Annotated in this window: 14 protein-coding genes, 4 tRNA genes and 1 other RNA gene; 9 read left to right on the top strand and 10 right to left on the bottom strand. The window is 72.6% G+C overall.

The window, feature by feature from the left end; genetic code table 11:
* Positions 1-78: 78 nt before the first annotated feature.
* Positions 79-2,322: an FG-GAP repeat domain-containing protein gene (locus ACZ42X_RS08495; RefSeq protein WP_468285828.1), complete on the bottom strand. Its 2,244-nt coding sequence runs from the start codon at positions 2,320-2,322 to the stop codon at positions 79-81.
* Between the two features lie 182 nt (positions 2,323-2,504).
* Positions 2,505-2,592, bottom strand: a tRNA-Ser gene (locus ACZ42X_RS08490).
* 119 nt (positions 2,593-2,711) lie between these two features.
* On the opposite strand from ACZ42X_RS08490, the gene ffs reads away from it, so the two are divergent.
* The 6 genes from ffs (at position 2,712) to ACZ42X_RS08460 (ending at position 11,368) form a co-directional block, all read left to right on the top strand.
* Positions 2,712-2,810, top strand: an RNA gene (gene ffs, locus ACZ42X_RS08485) — signal recognition particle sRNA small type.
* 72 nt (positions 2,811-2,882) lie between these two features.
* Positions 2,883-5,138 carry a DNA polymerase III subunit gamma and tau gene (locus tag ACZ42X_RS08480; protein WP_468285826.1) on the top strand — a complete coding sequence of 752 codons (2,256 nt, stop codon included), beginning with the start codon at positions 2,883-2,885 and terminating at the stop codon, positions 5,136-5,138.
* Positions 5,139-5,199: 61 nt separating this feature from the next.
* Positions 5,200-6,462, top strand: a complete 1,263-nt coding sequence (gene purD, locus ACZ42X_RS08475) for a phosphoribosylamine--glycine ligase (protein ID WP_468285824.1) — start codon at positions 5,200-5,202, stop codon at positions 6,460-6,462.
* A gap of 245 nt (positions 6,463-6,707) precedes the next feature.
* Positions 6,708-8,705: a M48 family metalloprotease gene (locus ACZ42X_RS08470; protein ID WP_468285822.1), complete on the top strand. Its 1,998-nt coding sequence runs from the start codon at positions 6,708-6,710 to the stop codon at positions 8,703-8,705.
* Positions 8,706-8,905: 200 nt separating this feature from the next.
* Entirely contained in the window at positions 8,906-10,369 is a 1,464-nt protein-coding gene (locus ACZ42X_RS08465) for a N,N-dimethylformamidase beta subunit family domain-containing protein (protein ID WP_468285819.1), read from the top strand.
* A 96-nt stretch (positions 10,370-10,465) separates the two neighbouring features.
* Complete coding sequence (locus tag ACZ42X_RS08460; RefSeq protein ID WP_468285818.1) at positions 10,466-11,368, top strand: phosphoribosylaminoimidazolesuccinocarboxamide synthase; 903 nt, start codon at positions 10,466-10,468, stop codon at positions 11,366-11,368.
* Positions 11,369-11,425: 57 nt separating this feature from the next.
* Here ACZ42X_RS08460 and ACZ42X_RS08455 read toward each other — a convergent pair.
* The 8 genes from ACZ42X_RS08455 to ACZ42X_RS08420 form a co-directional block, all read right to left on the bottom strand.
* Positions 11,426-11,501 (bottom strand) — tRNA-Gly (locus tag ACZ42X_RS08455).
* Between the two features lie 21 nt (positions 11,502-11,522).
* A complete protein-coding gene (locus ACZ42X_RS08450; protein ID WP_468285815.1) occupies positions 11,523-12,152 on the bottom strand; it encodes a response regulator in 630 nt (209 codons plus the stop codon).
* On the bottom strand, positions 12,149-13,429 hold the full coding sequence (locus ACZ42X_RS08445) for a sensor histidine kinase (protein WP_468285812.1): 1,281 nt from the start codon (positions 13,427-13,429) through the stop codon (positions 12,149-12,151). Before ACZ42X_RS08445 ends, ACZ42X_RS08450 begins: the two co-directional genes overlap by 4 nt.
* 32 nt (positions 13,430-13,461) lie before the next feature.
* Positions 13,462-14,226: an ABC transporter permease gene (locus tag ACZ42X_RS08440; RefSeq protein WP_468285809.1), complete on the bottom strand. Its 765-nt coding sequence runs from the start codon at positions 14,224-14,226 to the stop codon at positions 13,462-13,464.
* 1 nt (position 14,227) lies between these two features.
* Entirely contained in the window at positions 14,228-15,187 is a 960-nt protein-coding gene (locus tag ACZ42X_RS08435; protein ID WP_468285807.1) for an ABC transporter ATP-binding protein, read from the bottom strand.
* A 132-nt stretch (positions 15,188-15,319) separates the two neighbouring features.
* Positions 15,320-15,392, bottom strand: a tRNA-Gly gene (locus tag ACZ42X_RS08430).
* Positions 15,393-15,471: 79 nt separating this feature from the next.
* Positions 15,472-15,543, bottom strand: a tRNA-Gly gene (locus ACZ42X_RS08425).
* Positions 15,544-15,647: 104 nt separating this feature from the next.
* On the bottom strand, positions 15,648-16,019 hold the full coding sequence (locus ACZ42X_RS08420; RefSeq protein WP_468285804.1) for a histone-like nucleoid-structuring protein Lsr2: 372 nt from the start codon (positions 16,017-16,019) through the stop codon (positions 15,648-15,650).
* A 357-nt stretch (positions 16,020-16,376) separates the two neighbouring features.
* Here ACZ42X_RS08420 and purS point away from each other — a divergent pair, with 357 nt between their 5' ends.
* Genes purS through purL form a run of 3 tightly spaced genes read left to right on the top strand, consistent with a single transcriptional unit; the run spans position 16,377 to position 19,548 of the window.
* Positions 16,377-16,622, top strand: coding sequence for a phosphoribosylformylglycinamidine synthase subunit PurS (gene purS / locus ACZ42X_RS08415; protein ID WP_215092426.1), 246 nt, complete (start codon positions 16,377-16,379; stop codon positions 16,620-16,622).
* Positions 16,619-17,302 carry a phosphoribosylformylglycinamidine synthase subunit PurQ gene (purQ, locus tag ACZ42X_RS08410; protein ID WP_468285801.1) on the top strand — a complete coding sequence of 228 codons (684 nt, stop codon included), beginning with the start codon at positions 16,619-16,621 and terminating at the stop codon, positions 17,300-17,302. The genes purS and purQ overlap by 4 nt, the downstream gene beginning before the upstream one ends.
* Positions 17,299-19,548, top strand: a complete 2,250-nt coding sequence (purL, locus tag ACZ42X_RS08405; protein WP_468285799.1) for a phosphoribosylformylglycinamidine synthase subunit PurL — start codon at positions 17,299-17,301, stop codon at positions 19,546-19,548. Before purQ ends, purL begins: the two co-directional genes overlap by 4 nt.
* Positions 19,549-19,703: the final 155 nt, after the last annotated feature.

Genomic DNA, 19,703 nt, shown 5'->3' with positions numbered 1-19,703 from the left:
TTTGCCGTCGAGCAGACGCCAGAGGGCCGGACCGCAGGAGCGGTCCGGCCCTCCGTGCCGGCGCGGGAAGCCGGACGGTTATGCGATGTTGTTGAACTTGGAGCCCTCGCCCGCGTACAGCGACGTCGCCTGACGGCTGAAGACCGCGGTGGTGGAGCCCGTCGAGCGGTAGACGTACGTGCCGCCCGCCCCGTACGCGATCAGGTCCGGCCGCCCGTCGCTGTCGACGTCACCGGCGCCGACGAGCTGGGTGAAGGCACCCCAGCCGCTGCCGACGCGCACGCGGGTGGAGAAGCCGCCGCTGCCGTTGCCCTGGTACAGCCAGAGGACTCCGGCGGTGTCGCGGGCGACCAGGTCACCGGCGGCCGTACCGGCGATGTTCCCGACGGCGGTGAGCTGGTTGTAGACGCCCCAGCCGCCGCCGACGCGCACGCGGGCGGCGAAGGGGGCGGTGGCGGAGCCCGTGCCCTTGTAGAACCACAGCACGCCGGCGGTGTCCGTGGCGAGGAGGTCGGCGCGGCCGTCGCCGTTCAGGTCCGAGCCGCCGGTGAGCTTGTTGTAGATGCCCCAGCCGCTGCCGACGCGGGCGCGGCTCGTGAAGGTGCCGTCGCCCTTGCCGAGGTAGTGCCAGAGCACACCGGAGCCGTCGAGGGCGACCAGGTCGCCGACCTCGTTCCCGGCGATGTTGCCGACGGCCTCGATCTGCTTGTACGTCTGCCAGCCCGCGCCGATCCGCGTGCGCTGGGCGGGCTTGACCTGGCCGTTGACCGGCCGGTCCAGCAGGTCGTCGCGCCACAGCACGCCGGCGGAGTCCCGGGCGAGGACGTCGGTGGAGCCGTTGTTGGTGTAGTCGTGGGGGTTGGCCGTCCGGGCGACCGCCATGAGGAAGCCCTCGTAGGCGGACTCTCCGACGCCGTCGAGCGGCGTCGCCTCGGCCTCCACCGCGTACGTGCCGTTCGGCGCGTCCACTCCGCCGATGATGCCGTCCCAGGTGTAGCTGAAGAGGGTGCCGGTGGCCGGGGCGTTCACACGCTGCCGGAACTCCTTGCCCGTGACGGTGTGCGTGAGCGTGACGTCCAGGTAGGCGTCGCGGCGCGACAGCGTCCAGCCCAGCGTGACCTTTCCGCCGGTCTTGTCGAGGTACGCCACCTCGGGGATGTGGATCTGCTCGATCTTCACACCGGCGGCGACGGGGGTGCCGGTCGCCGCCACCTTGGTGACCGTCGGGGCGCCGTCCGCTCCGGCCGCGATCCGGAACAGCCCCTCGCCGTCGGCGGCCCGCGCGCCGTGCACCACCGCGCTGCCGTCACCCGTGGTCATCGACGCGGAGCCGGAGTCCAGCAGGTCGCGGGTCTCGCCGGTGGTCAGGGAGACGGCCTTGACCGGCGTCGTGGGGTTGCCGTAGACCAGCCAGTCGCCCACGAGCGAGGTGTACCACTCGGCGGTGTGGGCGCCCAGGACGGTCCGCTTCACCTCGCCCGACGTGCGGTCGACGGACCGGATGAGCCCGCCGGTGCCGGCCTCGTACTCGTACCAGGTCACGTGCGAACCGGAGAACTCCAGACCGCCGTAGCCGATCCCGGACTCCGCGGCCGCGTATGTCGCGGTCACCGTCCCGGCCGCCACGTCGACCATGGCCCGGCCGCCGGTCCGCGCGCCCGCCGGACCGGTCTCGTAGCCGACCAGAACGGAACCGTCCCGGACCTTCGAGCCGAAGAAGTCGGTGGCGTCCGCGGGCAGCCCGGCCACCTTGCGGGTGGTCGTCGCGGTGCCGTCCTTGGTCACGACGTGCAGCTCCGCCGTGCCGTCGTCCTTCGTCAGCTGCGCGAGGACGCTCGTCGGGCTCAGCACGGCCACGTAGTTGCCGTTCAGCGCGCCGAGGTCGATGCCGACGCCCGGGGCGGAGGGGACGGCCATGTTGCGCAGGGTGAGCGAACGCATCTGGGAGGACCAGTTGTCGTCACCGAGGACCACCACGTCGCCGGCCCCCAGGGTCCAGCCGCCGCCCTCGGGCTCCTGGAGCGGGGTCGGGGCGCCGCCGTCGAACGGCGTCCAGAGCAGCTCACGGTCGCCGTTCTGCGCGAACGAGTAGGTGAGGAAACCGGAGGTGCCCACACCTCCGAGGTTGGTGCCCTCCGGGTAGACGGGAAAGGCGTCGGCCGCCTCGGCCGACCCGGCGCCGGAGAAGGCGCCGGGGACGGAGCCCGGAGCGGCGGCGAAGGCGACCGGGGCGGTGGCCAGCGTGCCGGCGCCGAGGGCCGTGACGGCGAGGACGGCCGTGACGGCCGCGGCGAGACGGGCGCCGGTGGAGCGGACCTGCAAGGTGAACCCCCATGAGAAGGCTGGAAACGGAACTGCCGTGCATGATCAGACTCAGGAGGGGGTCGAGTGGTTGTACGAGAACCGGGGCGGAAACCGTGCCGGAAACCGAGACCGGGACGGACAACGTCGAAGGGCCCCACCGCAAGCGGTGGGGCCCTTCGACATCGTGCCCGGTGAGGCACTGGCGGAGGATACGAGATTCGAACTCGTGAGGGGTTGCCCCCAACACGCTTTCCAAGCGTGCGCCCTAGGCCTCTAGGCGAATCCTCCGCCGCAAACAATACAAGACGTTGAGGAGTGCTCGCGAACCCGATCCCGGAACCCTCGCGAAGCCCGCCCGCAGGCCACCCCGGGGTGGCCCGCAGGCCCGTGGGATCGGGTACGCTGGGCGCAGCCCCTCACGTGGCGCTATCTGACTGAACTCCCCCAGGGCCGGAAGGCAGCAAGGGTAGGTCGGCTCTGGCGGGTGCGTGGGGGGCGCTTGCGTGTGCGGGTCCCGGCCTTGTCCCGGCCTTCGCGGGGCGGGCCGGTTGTCGGTGGGGCCCGATATCGTCGTAAGGGTGTCGTCCCTTGCGCTGTACCGCCGCTATCGTCCCGAGACCTTCGCCGAGGTCATCGGGCAGGAGCATGTCACCGACCCGCTGCAGCAGGCCCTGCGGAACAACCGGGTCAACCACGCGTACCTGTTCAGCGGGCCGCGGGGATGTGGCAAGACGACCAGTGCGCGCATCCTCGCCCGCTGCCTGAACTGCGAGCAGGGGCCCACGCCCACGCCCTGCGGGGAGTGCCAGTCCTGCCGGGACCTCGCGCGGAACGGGCCGGGGTCGATCGACGTCATCGAGATCGACGCCGCCTCGCACGGTGGCGTGGACGACGCCCGTGACCTGCGGGAAAAGGCCTTCTTCGGACCGGCGAGCAGCCGGTACAAGATCTACATCATCGACGAGGCCCACATGGTCACCCCGGCGGGCTTCAACGCCCTGCTGAAGGTGGTCGAGGAGCCTCCGGAGCACCTCAAGTTCATCTTCGCGACGACCGAGCCCGAGAAGGTCATCGGGACGATCCGTTCGCGGACGCACCACTATCCGTTCCGGCTCGTACCGCCCGGGACCCTGCGGGACTACCTCGCCGAGGTGTGCGGCAAGGAGCAGATCCCCGTCGATGACGGCGTCCTGCCGCTGGTCGTACGGGCGGGGGCCGGGTCCGTACGTGACTCGATGTCCGTCATGGACCAGCTGCTGGCCGGCGCCACGGAGGAGGGTGTGACCTATGCCATGGCGACCGCCCTCCTCGGTTACACCGACGCCTCGCTCCTCGACGCGGTCGTGGACGCCTTCGCGTCCGGGGACGGCGCCGCGGCGTTCGAGGTCGTGGACCGGGTCATCGAGGGAGGCAACGACCCGCGGCGGTTCGTCGCCGATCTGCTGGAGCGGCTGCGCGACCTGGTGATCCTGGCCGCCGTGCCGGATGCCGCGGAGAAGGGGCTCATCGACGGGCCGGCCGATGTGGTCGAGCGCATGCAGGCGCAGGCCTCCGTGTTCGGGGCCGCCGAGCTCAGCCGCGCGGCGGACATCGTCAACACCGGGCTGACCGAGATGCGCGGCGCCACCTCGCCGCGGCTGCAGCTGGAGCTGATCTGCGCGCGCGTGCTGCTGCCGGCCGCGTTCAGCGACGAGCGCTCGATGATGGCCCGGCTCGACCGGCTCGAGCGGGGCTCCGTCGTGCCCTCCACCGCCTTCCAGCCGAGCGGCCCCGGGCCCGCCATGGGGTACGTGCCCGGCCCCGAGGCCCATGTCCAGGCCGCCCCCGTGGTCCCGGCCGCCCCGGTGCCCCCGGGGGGCGGGCCCGCCGCCGCCCGTGCGGCGGTGCGCGGCGACGCGCCCGCCGCTCCTCCCGCCCCTGTGGCGGCGGAGGCCGCCCCCGCACCCGCACCCGCCCCCGCCCCCGCGCCTGCCCCCGCCCCGCAGCCCCCCGCCGAGGCCCGTCCCGGTGCCTGGCCCTCCGCCGCGGCCCCCGGCTCCCGGGAGTCCGGCTCGCGGCCCGGCGCCTGGCCGACCGCCTCCGCGCCCGGTTCGCAGGGCGAGGCCCGGCGCCCCGGTGGCTGGCCCACGGCTCAGGCGGCCCCCCCGCAGCCCGAGGCCGCCGCCCCGGCGGCTCCGGCCCCCGCGGCCGCCCCGGCCCCCGCGCCCGCGCCCGGAGGCTCGGCCCAGGGCGCCGCCCAGGTGCGGAACATGTGGCCCGACATCCTGGAGGCGGTTAAGAACCGCCGCCGCTTCACCTGGATCCTCCTGAGCCAGAACGCCCAGGTGGCCGGGTTCGACGGCACCACTCTCCAGCTCGGCTTCCTCAACGCCGGCGCCCGGGACAACTTCGCGAGCAGCGGCAGCGAGGACGTGCTCAAGCAGGCGCTCGCCGAGCAGTTCCACGTCCAGTGGAAGATCGAGGCGATCATCGACCCGTCGGGCGGCGCCGCGCCCCCGCCGGCGTACGGCGGTGGCAGCGGCGCGGGCGGTGGCGGCTACGGCAACCGCCCGCCCCAGGCGCCCGGCCCGGCCGCGCCCGCCCCGCAGGCGCCCGCCCCCCGACCCGTACAGCAGTCGCCTCAGTCCCAGGCCGCCTCGGCTCCCCGGTCGCAGACGCCCTCAACCCAGCCCCAGCGGTCCGGCGAGTCCCCGTCCGCGCCGCGGCAGGTTGCGCCCGAGGACGACATGCCGGAGGACGACGATCCCGACCTCGTCGACTCGGCCCTCTCCGGCCACGAGCTGATCGTCCGCGAGCTCGGCGCCACCGTGGTGGAGGAATATACGAACGAGTAGGAGGGGGCGCCTCGGCATCCCGCACAAGGGGCACCCGCCCCCGCGGGCTACCCTGGCTGGCGTGAAGGTCCTCGTCATCGGCGGCGGCGCCCGCGAACACGCCCTGTGCCGCTCCCTCTCCCTCGATCCCGACGTCACCGCTCTGCACTGCGCGCCCGGCAACGCCGGAATCGCGGAGGTCGCCGAGCTCCACCAGGTGGACGCCCTCGACGGCGCCGCCGTGGCCCGCCTCGCCACCGGCCTGGAGGCCGACCTGGTCGTCGTCGGCCCGGAGGCGCCGCTCGTCGCCGGTGTCGCCGACGCCGTACGGGCGGCCGGCATCCCCTGCTTCGGCCCCTCCAAGGAGGCTGCCCAGCTGGAGGGCTCCAAGGCGTTCGCCAAGGACGTGATGGCCGCCGCCGGTGTGCCCACGGCCCGTTCGTACGTCTGCACCACGCCCGACGAGATCGACGCGGCGCTCGACGCCTTCGGCGCTCCGTACGTCGTCAAGGACGACGGTCTCGCGGCCGGCAAGGGCGTCGTCGTCACGACCGACGTCGAGCAGGCCCGCGCGCACGCGCTCTCCTGCGACCGCGTCGTCATCGAGGAGTACCTCGACGGCCCCGAGGTCTCCCTCTTCGCGATCACCGACGGCCGCACCGTCCTGCCGCTCACCCCTGCGCAGGACTTCAAGCGCGCCCTCGACGGCGACGAGGGCCCGAACACCGGCGGCATGGGCGCGTACTCGCCGCTGCCCTGGGCCGACCCCAAGCTGGTCGACGACGTCATGGCGACCGTGCTCCAGCCCACCGTCGACGAGCTGCGCCGCCGCGGCACGCCCTTCACAGGGCTGCTGTACGCGGGCCTCGCCATGACCTCGCGCGGCGTCCGCGTCATCGAGTTCAACGCACGCTTCGGCGACCCCGAGACGCAGGTCGTGCTGGCCCGCCTCAAGACGCCGCTGGCGGGCGTCCTGCTGAACGCCGCCCAGGGCACCCTCGACACCGAGCCGCCGCTGAACTGGCGCGACGACGCCGCCGTCACCGTGGTCGTCGCCGCGCACAACTACCCCGGCACGCCGCGTACCGGCGACGTGATCGAGGGCCTGGACGAGGTCGCGGCCGAGGACGCGCCGCACGCGTACGTCCTGCACGCCGGGACCAAGCGGGACGGGGACGCCGTCATGAGCGCCGGTGGCCGCGTGCTGTCGGTCACCGCGACCGGCAAGGACCTCGCGCAGGCGCGCGAGCGGGCGTACGCGGCGGTCGGGCGCATCCGTCTGGAGGGCGCGCAGCACCGCACGGACATCGCACGCAAGGCCGCCGAACACCCGGCCGGGGAGTAACCGCGCAGTGAACCCCGGGACGGCTTGAGCCGTCCACACCTTTGCCCAAAGCCATTCCATCGAGTGACGGCTGGGCCATCCGGATGACGCCTGCCGACACCCCAACTAGGGTGCCGCGCAGGCGTTCCGGCACTTGGCCCACCGGCATTGCGATGTCAGTGGCGGGTGCCACAGTGGGGGAGTGAGCAACGCCACCGCAGGGCAGTCCGCCGCAGGGCAGGAGGGGGTGACGTACGGCCATGTCCATGTCCGATGCCGGAATGGGTGAGGAGCGGGGTGCGCGGGCCGCACGCGCCCGCGCCCTCGCTGTGCTGCGCCTCCGCGGCCGCGCCGTGGCCGTCGCGCTGCTGCCCGCGGCCCTCGCGGTCGTCCTGTGGGCCGGGGGCGCCACCGGACACCTGGCCGCCGGCGGCTGGGACGCGGTGCGCTGGGTCGTGACGGCCGTCGCCGTGATCGTGCTGCTCGCGGCCGTGGCCGTCGGGGCCGTGATCACCCGGGCCCGGCCCGCCCTGAGTCCGACGGTGGAGATCGCGGAGGAGTCGGCGCCCGATCTGTACCGGCTCGTCGAGGACCTGGCCGGGCGGCTGGAGGTGCCCGTGCCCTCCGCGATAGCGCTGACCCCCGACTGCGACAGCTGGCTCGAGGACCGTACGCACCGGGCGCACGGCATACCCGGCGCCCACCGTCAGGGCACGGCGCCCGTCCTCGTCATCGGCTCGCCCTTCCTGTGGTGGATGCGCGTGGCCGAGCTGCGGGCGGTGCTGGCGCCGGTCGTGGCCGGTACGGGACCGTCCGCGCACCCCGACATAGCCGCGGCGCGCCGTTTCGTGCGCGGCCTGGACGCGGCCGTCGCGGTCGCGGGCCGACCGGGGCTCGATCCGGTACGGAGGGCGGGGGCGCGGTTCGTCGGGGCGGTCGCCCGGCTGCTGCTGCGGGGGTGCCAGGCGCATGTCGCGGAGATGGAGCGGGGTGTCGCGTCCGCCGCGTCCGAGCGTGCACAGGCGGTGGACTACGGTCTGCGGATCGTCGCCCAGGAGCAGGTCGGGCTCGCCTATGCGGGCTGGGACCGGCTGCTGACGCGGGTCGCGCTGCCCGCGTGGCGCATGGGCCGCTGGCCGTGCCGGCTGGACGCGGGCGTGGTCTCCGCGCTCACCGAGCTGTCGCGGCGCGACCGGCTCGCCGAGGGGTTCGCCTCCCGGCTGGGCGAGCGGCCCGCGTGCGACCTGCTGGAGGAGCCGGGTCTCGTCGACGAGGCCGCCTCGCTGCTCGCCGCCCGCCTCTTCCACGGCGGTCCCGCGATGGCGGGCCCCGACTGGGCCCCGGTGGACTGGCAGCAGTATCCGGACGAGGTCGTCGACCGCAAGTGGCGCACCGAGGCGGCCCGCCTGCACCGCGCCCTGGACGGCTTGGGTGTCCGCCGCGGGGCCACCGAGCCCTCGCTGGAGCGCGTCCTCGACCACCTTGCGGCCCCGCAGACCGCCGACCCCCTGGCGGAGGCCATCACCGCGGCCCTCGCCGCCGAGGAGGCCGCCCCCCGGTCGCCTGAGCCCGCGCCCGAGCCCGCGACTGGGCCCGCGCCTGTGCCGGTGGCTGAGCCCGCGCATGGGCCTGCCACTGCGGCCGTGTGGCCGGATCCCGCCGGTGCTGCCGGTGTGGACCCACCGGCCCCTTCCTCGGGGGCCGACCCCGAGGGCCCGGCCCCCGAGGCCGTGGCTGCCTGGCCGGATCCCGCAGGTGCCGCAGGTGCCGCAGGTGCCGCAGGTGCCACAGGTACCGCCGGGTCGTCCGGTGCCGCGGCGGACGCCGACCCCGAGGCTCCGGCCCCGCGCGGTCCCGAGGCGCCGGACGCGCCCGCGCCCACCCCCGCGCCCCCTCCGGGATCCCCACTGCCCGCATCCGTATCCAACGCCACCGCCACCGCCACCGCCGCCGAGCTCGCGCTCGGCTGGCCGACGGCCGGCGGCGAACAGCTGCCGCTTTTCCCGCTCCAGCCGCCCCGCAGCGGGCGCGAGCTGCTCGTCGATCACGTCACGGCCATGGTCTGCTGCGCCGCCGTCGACACGGCGGGTGCCGCACCCGGCCTCGACTGGCTGGACGGGCCCGCCCTGCTCGTCGACGGCAAGCGGCGTGCCGACCTCGCCGGGCCGGTCCTCACGCTCGTGGAGGACGCCGACCCCGAGCCCCTGCGCGCCTGGCTCGCCGCCGTGGGCGTACGCCCCGAGAAGCCCGTCCGCCTCGCCTGACGGCACCCACCCCCCTTACGGCGGCGCCCGGATCAACCCCGTAAGACCGGAATGCCGTGCTCCGTTCCCGCCAATTAACGACGAACGGTGACGGACTGCGTGCGTTATGTGATGTGCTGGGGACCGGCACTGACAGCCACCGCACGAGCGGTGCACGAGTCGATCATCGGACCGCGGGGGAATCAAAGGAGGGGCGCACCATGGGGGCGGAACAGATCCGGCGGTGGGAATCGGGAGCGGCCGCCCACGCCGTGACCGATCCGTTCGGTCAGGGCCCGCTGCCCTGGCTCCGCGGCAGCGAGCAGTACATCGGAGACACCGGCCAGGTCGTCCCCTGGTACGCCGACCCCGCCCTTGCGCGCGGCGGCCACGGCGGACCACGCTCCGCCGACGACGTACACCGCCAGATCAAGGGCTTCGCCTCCACCGGCGCCGTCGCGCCCGGCGAGGCGATCGACTTCCACATCACCGTGGACCCGCCCCAGCCGTTCTCGGTCGACATCTATCGCATCGGTCACTACGCCGGGGACGGCGCCTCGAAGATCGCCACCAGCCCGCGCCTGCCCGGCATCGTCCAGCCCGACCCGCTCACCGCCGACCGCACGGTCTCCTGCCACCACTGGTGGCTCTCCTGGCGCCTCCAGGTGCCGTCGTACTGGTCGATCGGCGCGTACGTCGCCGTCCTGACCACCGTCGACGGCCGCTACCGCTCCCACATCCCCTTCACGGTCCGCGACCAGCACCCCGCCGACCTGCTCCTGCTCCTCCCCGACATCACCTGGCAGGCGTACAACCTCTACCCCGAGGACGGCCGCACGGGCGCCAGCCTCTACCACGCCTGGGACGAGGACGGCCGTCTGCTCGGCGAGGAGGACGCGGCGACGACCGTCTCCTTCGACCGCCCGTACGCCGGGGCCGGCCTCCCGCTCCACGTCGGCCACGCCTACGACTTCATCCGCTGGGCCGAGCGGTACGGCTACGACCTGGCCTACGCCGACGCCCGCGACCTGCACGCCGGCCGCGTCGACCCGACCCGCTACCGGGGCCTGGTCTTCCCTGGCCACGACGAGTACTGGTCGGTCCCCATGCGCCGTACCGTCGAGTCCGCGCGCGACCACGGCACCTCGCTCGTCTTCCTCTCCGCCAACACCATGTACTGGCAGGTCGAGCTCGGCCCGTCGCCCTCCGGCGTCCCCGACCGCCTCCTCACCTGCCGAAAACGCCGCGGCCCGGGCAAACCGGCCCTCTGGCGCGAGGTGGACCGCCCCGAGCAGCAGCTCCTCGGCATCCAGTACGCGGGCCACGTGCCCGAGCCCCACCCCATGGTCGTGCGCAACGCCGACCACTGGCTCTGGGAGGCCACCGGCGCGGGGGAGGGCGACGAGCTGCCGGGCCTGGTCGCCGGCGAGGCCGACCGCTACTTCCCGCGCACCGCCCTCCCCGAGCATCAGCGCCGCATCCTGCTCGCCCACTCCCCGTACCGCGACCGCGAGGGCTCCCTGCGCCACCAGGAGACCTCCCTCTACCGCGCCCCCTCCGGCGCCCTCGTCTTCGCCTCGGGCACCTTCGCCTGGTCACCGGCCCTGGACCGCCCGGGTCATGTCGACCTCCGCATCCAGCGCGCCACGGCCAACCTCCTGGACCGGATCTGCAAACGGGACTAAACAGCCCCCTGAAAGCCCCTTGAACCCCCTGGCCGAGGCCGGCGCCTCCGCATGCGGGACAATCGGAGCGTTGGGACAGAACCACGGGGAGGAACCGTGTCCGGATTCGTAGAAAAGCCCGAGCCAGTCGAGGTCCCGGGCCTGGTACATCTGCACACCGGGAAGGTGCGCGACCTGTACCAGAACGAGGCGGGCGACCTCGTCATGGTCGCCAGCGACCGCATCTCCGCGTACGACTGGGTGCTCCCCACCGAGATCCCGGACAAGGGCCGCGTCCTCACCCAGCTGTCGCTGTGGTGGTTCGACCAGCTCGCCGACCTGATCCCGAACCACGTGCTGTCGACCGAGCTCCCGGCCGGCGCCCCCGCCGACTGGGCCGGCCGCACCCTCATCTGTAAGTCCCTGCGCATGATCCCCGTCGAGTGCGTGGCCCGCGGCTACCTCACCGGCTCGGGCCTCACCGAGTACGTCGAGAGCCGCACGGTCTGCGGCCTCGCGCTCCCCGAGGGCCTCACCGACGGCTCGGAACTCCCCGCGCCGATCTTCACGCCCGCCACCAAGGCGGCCGTCGGTGACCACGACGAGAACGTGTCGTACGAGGAGGTCGCCCGGCAGGTCGGCGCGGAGACCGCCGCCCAGCTGCGCCAGACGACGCTCGCCGTCTACTCCCGCGCCCGCGACATCGCCCGCGACCGGGGCATCATCCTCGCCGACACCAAGTTCGAGTTCGGCCACGACGGGAACGGCGGCCTGGTCCTCGCCGACGAGGTCCTGACCCCGGACTCCTCCCGCTTCTGGCCCGCCGACTCCTGGGAGCCGGGTCACGCCCAGCCCTCGTACGACAAGCAGTACGTACGCGACTGGCTGACCTCCCCGGCCTCCGGCTGGGACCGCACGAGCGAGCGCCCGCCCCCCGCCCTCCCGGGAGAGGTCGTGGCGGCGACGCGCGGCAAGTACATCGAGGCGTACGAGCGGCTGACCGGCACCACCTGGACGTGAGCGCGCTGAGCGTGAACGCGCGAAAGCCCCCGGCCGACCGGCCGGGGGCTTTCACTGTGGAGCGGACGACGAGGCTCGAACTCGCGACCTCAACCTTGGCAAGGTTGCGCTCTACCAACTGAGCTACGTCCGCATGCGCTGTCGCGCGGAACCACTATACCCAACCTCGCTCGCGTGCGAGACGCACCGCCGTATGACGGTTCTCGGCCCCCAGCTTCGAGACGGCGGAGGAGAGGTAGTTCCGTACGGTCCCCGGTGACAGCGACGCCCGCTCCGCGATCTCCGCGACCGGCGCCCCGTCCGCCGCGAGCTCCAGCACCTCGGCCTCGCGCGCGGTCAGCGGCGAGTCCCCGGCGGAGATCGCGTCGGCCGCCAATTCCGGGTCCACGTAACGGTTCCCGGCGTGGACGGCACGGATGATCTCGGCGAGCCGCTGGGCGCTGACGGTCTTCGGCACGAAGCCGCGCACGCCCGCCGCGAGCGCCCGCTTCAGGTGCCCCGGGCGGCCGTGACTCGTCACGATCATGGTCCGGCAGGCCGGGAGCTCGGTGCGCAGCGATGTGGCGACCTTCACACCGTCGGCGCCCGGCATCTGGAGGTCCAGCACCGCCACGTCGGGCCGGTGGGCCAGCGCCATGGCGAGCGCCTCGGGGCCGGACGCCGCCTCGGCGACCACCACGAGATCGTCCTCCAGGCCGAGCAGCGCGGCCAGCGCGCCGCGTATCAGGTGCTCGTCATCGGCGAGCAGCACGCGCACGGGCGCCCCCGTCGGTTCCCCGGTCACTGTGCGGGCACCTCCCCCGTGGTCTCCTTCGCGGTCTCCTTCGGAGAGCCCGCGGCCGCCGGCACCCGGGCCGTCACCCGGAACCGGCCGCCCCGCACCCAGCCGGCCTCCAGCGTGCCGTCCAGCGCGGCGAGCCGCTCCCGGAGCCCCGCCAGCCCCGACCCGGCCCCCACGGCGTCGGCACCCGGCCCCGTACCCGGCCCCGCCCCTGCCCCCGCTCCGTCGTTCTCGACCACCAGCACCGCGTAGTCCTCCTCCGCGCCCACCGCCACCGTGCAGTGCCGCGCGTCCCCGTGCCGCAGCACGTTCGTCGTGGCCTCCCGTACGACCCACGCCAGCGCCGACTGCACCTGCACCGGGAGCGCCGTGTCCGCCGCCTCGGCCCTGACCCCACAGGCGATCCCGGCCGCCGCCAAGACGCTGCGCGCGCCGTCCAGTTCGGTGTGCAGGTCCGCCTCCCGGTAGCCGCGCACCACGTCCCGCACCTCCCGCTGCGAGTCCTGCGCGATGCGCTGGACCTCCGCCATCTGCTCCACCGCCTGCTCGGTCACGCCGCGCCGCGCCAACTGCACCGCCAGCTCGCTCTTGAGCGCGATCACCGCGAGGTTGCGGCCCATCACGTCGTGCAGGTCGCGCCCGAACCGCAGCCGCTCCTCCGCCACCGCCAGCCGGGCCTGGAGCTCGCGCGCCGCGTCCAGCTCCCACACCGCACGCAGCAGCCACCCCGAGAAGCCGCTGGTGAAGGCCAGCAACAGCCCGGCGATCACGCTCCCCACCGAGAAACCGACGACTTCCGCGAGCGGCATCCCCAGCGCGTACGCGACCAGCCCGGTGCCCATCGAAGCCGCCAGGACCAGGTACAGCATGTGCCGCACCTTCGTCAGGCCCAGCACCAGCCCGCCGATGCCGAAGCCCAGCACCCCCGCCACCAGGTATCCGGCGGCCTCCGTGTCCTCCAGGACGCCGAACCGCCGCAGGGCCAGCGCGCCCACCGCGAGCACGCACGAGAGAACGCCGTACGCCGTCATCAGCCGGTCCGGGCGCGCCCGCCGCCCCACGGTCCAGTCGAGGGCCCGGGAGGCGAGCACGCCGCCCAGGACGGAGTGCCCGCCCACCAGCAGGAACAGCCAGCCGCCCAGCGGGTTCGGCGTCCCGCTGAGCATCCCCAGCCCGACGGAGAGAACCTCGATCACGGCGAAGGTGTGGTACGACCAGCGGGTGTAGAGCTCGACCTTCTCCGGATTGCTGCGCCGGCTCCACCACCCCGTCAGCTTCATGCGTCCCCCCCCAGCGAGCCCTCAGCGAGCCGTCAGCGCCGCGGCTCCCAGCGGAACCACCGCCGCACAGCAAACACCGAGACGGCGATCCAGACCAGCGCCGTGGCGGCCGCACCGGCCAGCCCGCCCGCGTCGCCGCCGCCCAGCCATCCGGCCCGTACGAGCGTCATCACGCCGGTCAGCGGCAGCAGTTCGCACACCGAGGCCACGTTCTCCGGGAACACCTCCAGCGGCAGGAAGAGCCCGGACCCGATCGACGACACCACGAACAGCGGCATCGTCGTGATCTGGGCGCTCTCCACGGTCCTGGTGAACCCGGCCGTAGCCGCCGCGAGCCCCGCCAGCAGCACCACCCCCAACAGCGTCCCCAGCACCAGCAGATCGGGCCGCTGCGGAGCCCGCACGTCGAGGAACGCCGCCCCGGCCGCCACCATCAGCGCGCACTGCGCCACCGCGAGCACCGCCGCCGGCAGCGCGGTCCCGGCGAGGATCTCCCGGTCCGACGCCTCGCCCGTACGCAGCCGCTTGAGCACCAGCTCCTCGCGCCGGGCCACGTACGCCGAGACGAGGTTCAGGTACACCACGAGCAGCAGCGCCATCACGATGCCGCCGCTCAGCGAGGCTTCGAGCGCGCTGATGCCGGCCTCCTCCAGGCCGATCCGGTCGATTGAGCTGTGCATGAAGGCGACCATGAGCAGGGGCATGCCGAGGGCGACGAAGAGGGCGTACCGGTTGCGTACGAGCAGCGTCAGCTCGGCCCGCCCCAGGGCCCCCATGCGGTCGGTCATCGAGGTCATGTCACACACCCGCCCTTTCCGGGGAAGCGTCCTGCGAGGCGTGCTGCGAGACGTCCTGCGAAGCGTTCCGCGAGGCGATCTCGAGGAAGGCCTCCTCCAGTGAGGCCGACCGGGCGTCCAGCCCGTCCAGCCGTACGTCGTTCTCCCGCGCCCACAGCAGCAGTTCGCCGAGCGCCTCCTGCAACGCGTGCGTCCGGATCTCGACCCGCCGTCCCTCGGCGGCCGCGAGCAGGGACAGCGGCAGCCGCCCGGCGGGCACGCCGTCGGGCAGGACGAAGCGGATGCGGGCCGGCCGGGAGGCGGTGACCTCCGCCGGGGTTCCGGACGTCACGATCCGTCCCTCGTGCAGGATCGCGAGCCGGTCCGCCAGCGTCTCGGCCTCCTCCAGGTAGTGCGTGGTCAGCAGCACGGTGGTGCCGTCCTCGTGCAGCGCCCGCACCAACTCCCAGGTGTCGCGCCGCCCTTCGGCGTCCAGCCCGGTCGTCGGCTCGTCGAGGAACAGGACCTCGGGCCGCCCGAGCAGCGCCAGCGCCAGGTCGAGCCGCCGCCGCTCACCGCCCGACAGCTGCTTGACGCGTACGCGGGAGCGGGCGGACATGCCCACCATCTCCAGCGCCTCCCCGGCCGGCCGGGCCCCACTGGTGCACCCCGACCACATCCGTACGGTCTCGGCGACCGTCAGGTCGGAGGGGAAGCCGCCCTCCTGGAGCATCATGCCGATCCGCGGGCGTACGGCGGGCCGTTCGCGGTACGGGTCGTGGCCGAGGACCCGCACCCGGCCGTCGCTCGGGGCGGCGAGGCCCTCCAGCAGCTCGACGGTGGAGGTCTTGCCGGCGCCGTTCGTACCGAGCAGGGCGAAGATCTCGCCGCGTGCCACGGAGAAGGTGATCCCCTTCACAGCCTCGAAGCCGCCGGCGTACCGGCGTTGGAGGCCCTCCGCCTCAATCACGTGGGTGGTCATGCCTCAAGGCTGTCGCCGCACGACGGGCGGCGGCAGGCCGGGCTGTCACCGGTCCCCGATGACAAATGTCATGAGGCGTGCCGCACATACGTCGAAGGCCCCGGTCGTGATGACCGGGGCCTTCGTACACTGAGCGGACGACGAGATTCGAACTCGCGACCCTCACCTTGGCAAGGTGATGCTCTACCAACTGAGCCACGTCCGCAGTGCTCCCGACCGGCTTTCACCGGGCGGTGCGAACACCACTGTACCTGATCCACATGAGTGGTTGGTACGTGATGGAGAGCGGGTGACAGGAATCGCACACTGCGCCTTCCCCCTGGAAGGGGGATGTTCTACTACTGAACTACACCCGCACGCTCCGTGAGGTGGGGCCTTTTTCCGGCCTCGCCCCTCGGCGTGATCCAGACTCTAGCGGATCACCCGGGGTGTCGCGCAAGTCGAAGATCGTCGGGTGGTCTCAGCTCGCCTCGCGGAAGGCCTCGTACACCCGCTTGGGGATGCGGCCCCGGGCCGGCACGTCCATCTTGTGGGCCTGCGCCCAGGCGCGTACCGCCGCCGGGTCGGGCTCGAGGGAGGTGTGCGTGTACGAGGCCGAGCGCGCGGTCCGCGCCTTGCCCGCGCCCGAGCCCCCGCCCGCACCGGCCCCGCCTCCGCCGGAGCGCTTGCGGCCGGCTGCCACGTACGGGGCGAGTGCCTTGCGCAGTTTCTTTGCGTTGGCTGCATTGAGGTCGATCTCGTACGTCTTACCGTCGAGGCCGAACATGACCGTTTCCGCCGCTTCGCCTCCGTCGATGTCGTCGAAGAGCGTGACCACTACGCGCTGAGCCACGGATATCGGTCCTTTCCTGCGGTATCGCCGCCCTGACGTGCGGAGATACCGACTTTACGGCTGTTGAGAGGCAATGCCGCTTTCCTCTGGTTTCCTTTGTACAGCGAAAGTCGTCACATTGTGAAGCCCAGCCAATTGCATCAGCGTGTTGGCCGCAATGCCGTGGGCGTTTCTTTTCCGGGATTTTTCCCGGGCGATGTGGTGGTGGTGTGACGGCGCCGCAGGGCGTGATCACGGCGTTTTCCGGAAGCCTGCGGGAGGTGGCACTTGTAGGGTCCTCCAGATGTCTACTCGCGTAGAATTTGGAGACAGGTACGCTGAGGGAACCGCCCACGCAACACACCACCGGGAGTGCCAGTGGCACGCGTCGTAGTCGACGTCATGCTCAAGCCGGAGATCCTCGACCCGCAGGGACAGGCGGTGCAGCGTGCACTGCCCCGCCTCGGATTCGACGGGATCGCCGACGTCCGCCAGGGAAAGCGCTTCGAGCTCGAAGTGGAGGGGCCGGTCGACGACGCCGCCCTCGCCCGCATCCACGAGATGGCCGAAACCTTCCTCGCCAACACCGTCATCGAGGACTTCGTCGTAAAGGTGGAGTCGTGACCTCTCGTATCGGAGTCGTCACTTTCCCCGGCACGCTCGACGACCGGGACGCGCTGCGCGCCGCCCGGCTCGCGGGCGCCGAGCCCGTTTCGCTCTGGCATCGCGACAAGGACCTCAAGCAGGTCGACGCGGTCGTTCTCGCGGGCGGCTTCAGCTACGGCGACTACCTGCGCGCCGGCGCCATCTCGCGGTTCTCGCCGGTGATGGAGACGGTCATCGAGCAGGCGAAGGCCGGTATGCCGGTCCTGGGAATCTGCAACGGCTTCCAGATCCTCACCGAGTCGCACCTGCTGCCGGGCGCGATGCTGCGCAACAACCATCTGCACTTCATCTGCCGCGACCAGAAGCTGCGGGTGGAGAACGCCGGTACGGACTGGACCAGCGACTACACCGAGGGCCAGGAGATCTCCGTACCCCTCAAGAACATCGACGGCCGGTACGTCGCCGACGAGCGCGTGCTCGACGAGCTCGAGGCCGAGGGCCGGGTCGCCTTCCGCTACCTGGACGGCAACCCCAACGGCTCGCTGCGCGACATCGCCGGCATCACCAACGCCGCCGGGAACGTCGTGGGCCTCATGCCGCACCCCGAGCACGCCGTCGAGCCGCTGGTCGGTACGGGACGTACCGACGGCCTCGGTTTCTTCACCTCGATCCTCAAGAAGTTGGTCAGCGCCTCATGACCCTCGACACCGTCAAGCACGCCGGTGAGACCCCGGACGTCGAGCAGCCGTGGGCCGAGCTCGGCCTGAAGCAGGACGAGTACGAGCGCATCCGCGAGATCCTCGGGCGGCGGCCGACCGGCGCCGAGCTCGCCATGTACTCCGTCATGTGGTCCGAGCACTGCTCGTACAAGAGCAGCAAGGTGCACCTGAAGCAGCTCAGCGAGAAGGCCCCCGAGAACGACGCCCTGCTCGTCGGCATCGGTGAGAACGCCGGCGTCGTGGACGTCGGCCAGGGGTACGCCGTGACCTTCAAGGTCGAGTCGCACAACCACCCCTCGTACATCGAGCCCTACCAAGGCGCGGCCACCGGCGTCGGCGGCATCGTCCGCGACATCCTCGCCATGGGGGCCCGTCCGGTCGCGGTCGTCGACCCGCTGCGGTTCGGCGCGGCCGACCACCCCGACACCAAGCGCGTCCTGCCGGGTGTCGTCGCGGGCATCGGCGGCTACGGCAACTGCCTGGGCCTGCCGAACATCGGCGGCGAGGTCGTCTTCGACTCCTGCTACCAGGGCAACCCGCTGGTCAACGCCGGCTGCATCGGCGTGATGAAGCACGAGGACATCCACCTCGCGAAGGCGTCCGGCCCCGGCAACAAGGTCATCCTGTACGGCGCCCGGACGGGCGGCGACGGCATCGGCGGCGTGTCCGTGCTGGCCTCGGAGACCTTCGACGACACCAAGCCGACGAAGCGGCCGGCGGTCCAGGTGGGCGACCCGTTCCAGGAGAAGCTCCTCATCGAGTGCACCCTTGAGATCTTCAAGGAGAAGCTCGTCGCGGGCATCCAGGACCTGGGTGGCGCGGGTCTGTCCTGCGCGACCAGCGAGCTCGCCTCCGCCGGCACCGGCGGCATGCGCGTCGAGCTGGACACCGTGCCGCTGCGCGACTCCTCGCTCTCCCCCGAGGAGATCCTGATGAGCGAGTCGCAGGAGCGGATGTGCGCGATCGTCGAGCCGCAGTACGTCGACCGCTTCATGGAGATCTGCGAGAAGTGGGACGTCATCGCCACCGTCATCGGTGAGGTGACGGACGGCGAGCGGCTGGAGATCTTCTGGCACGGCGAGCAGATCGTCGACGTGCCGCCGCGCACGGTCGCGCACGAGGGCCCGGTCTACCAGCGGCCGTACGCGCGCCCGGAGTGGCAGGACGCGCTCCAGGCCGACGACGCGAACAAGCTGCCCCGGCCGTCCTCCGCCGAGGAGCTGCGCGAGCAGGTCCTCCAGCTGGTCGCGCACCCGAACCAGGCCTCCAAGGCGTGGGTCACCGACCAGTACGACCGCTTCGTGCAGGGCAACACCGTCCTCGCGCAGCCCGAGGACTCCGGCATGATCCGCATCGACGAGGAGACCAACCTCGGCGTGGCGATGGCGACGGACGGCAACGGCCGGTACGCCAAGCTCGACCCCTACGCGGGTGCGCAGCTGGCGCTGGCGGAGTCGTACCGCAATGTCGCCGCCTCCGGCGCCAAGCCCCTCGCGATCTCCAACTGCCTGAACTTCGGCTCGCCGGAGGACCCGGCGGTGATGTGGCAGTTCGCCGAGGCCACGCGCGGTCTGGCGGACGGCTGCCTGGAGCTCGGTACGCCGGTGACCGGGGGCAACGTCTCCCTCTACAACCAGACCGGTGACGTGGCCATCCACCCGACCCCCGTGGTCGCGGTGCTCGGCGTGATCGACGACGTCACGCGGCGCACGCCGATCGCCTTCGCGGAAGAGGGCCAGCTCCTCTACCTGCTGGGCGACACGCGTGAGGAGTTCGGCGGTTCGGCGTGGTCCGAGGTCGTGCACGGGCACCTGGGCGGTCTGCCGCCGGCCGTGGACCTGGACCGGGAGAAGCTGCTGGGCGAGATCCTGATCTCGGCCTCCCGCGACGGCATGATCGACGCGGCGCACGACCTCTCCGACGGCGGTCTGATCCAGGCGGTCGTCGAGTCCTGCCTGCGGGGTGGGAACGGGGCGCGGCTGATCGTCCCGGACGGCCTGGACGCGTTCACGTTCCTCTTCAGCGAGTCGGCCGGCCGCGCGGTCGTGGCCGTCCCGCGCAGCGAGGAGCTCCGCTTCACCGACATGTGCGGCGCGCGCGGCCTGCCCGCGACCCGCATCGGTGTGGTGGACGGCGACGAGGTCGACGTCCAGGGCGAGTTCAGCATCCCGCTGAGCGAGCTGCGCACGGCGCACGAGGCGACGATCCCGGGCCTGCTGGCCTGACGTTCGTCTTCGACCGGAGCCCCCGCCGGACCCGAGAAGGGTTCGGCGGGGGCTCCGTCGTTTACCGAACTCCGTCGTTTACCCGGGCTCCGTGGGCTTCTGGACGACTGCCGCGGGCTGCCGGTGGCGTTCACTCGCCATCGCCCTTGCACGGG

The sequence above is a fragment of the Streptomyces sp. NPDC030862 genome, from assembly GCF_055571835.1.
This window is presented reverse-complemented; position numbering and strand designations above follow the sequence as displayed.

Excerpts from the sequence above, each read along its gene's own strand:
- ACZ42X_RS08445 (WP_468285812.1), bottom strand. The coding sequence starts at position 13,429 with ATGAAGCTGACGGGGTGGTGGAGCCGGCGCAGCAATCCGGAGAAGGTC.
- ACZ42X_RS08465 (WP_468285819.1), top strand. The coding sequence starts at position 8,906 with ATGGGGGCGGAACAGATCCGGCGGTGGGAATCGGGAGCGGCCGCCCAC.
- ACZ42X_RS08435 (WP_468285807.1), bottom strand. The coding sequence starts at position 15,187 with ATGACCACCCACGTGATTGAGGCGGAGGGCCTCCAACGCCGGTACGCC.
- purL (WP_468285799.1), top strand. The coding sequence starts at position 17,299 with ATGACCCTCGACACCGTCAAGCACGCCGGTGAGACCCCGGACGTCGAG.
- ACZ42X_RS08440 (WP_468285809.1), bottom strand. The coding sequence starts at position 14,226 with ATGACCTCGATGACCGACCGCATGGGGGCCCTGGGGCGGGCCGAGCTG.
- ACZ42X_RS08470 (WP_468285822.1), top strand. The coding sequence starts at position 6,708 with ATGTCCGATGCCGGAATGGGTGAGGAGCGGGGTGCGCGGGCCGCACGC.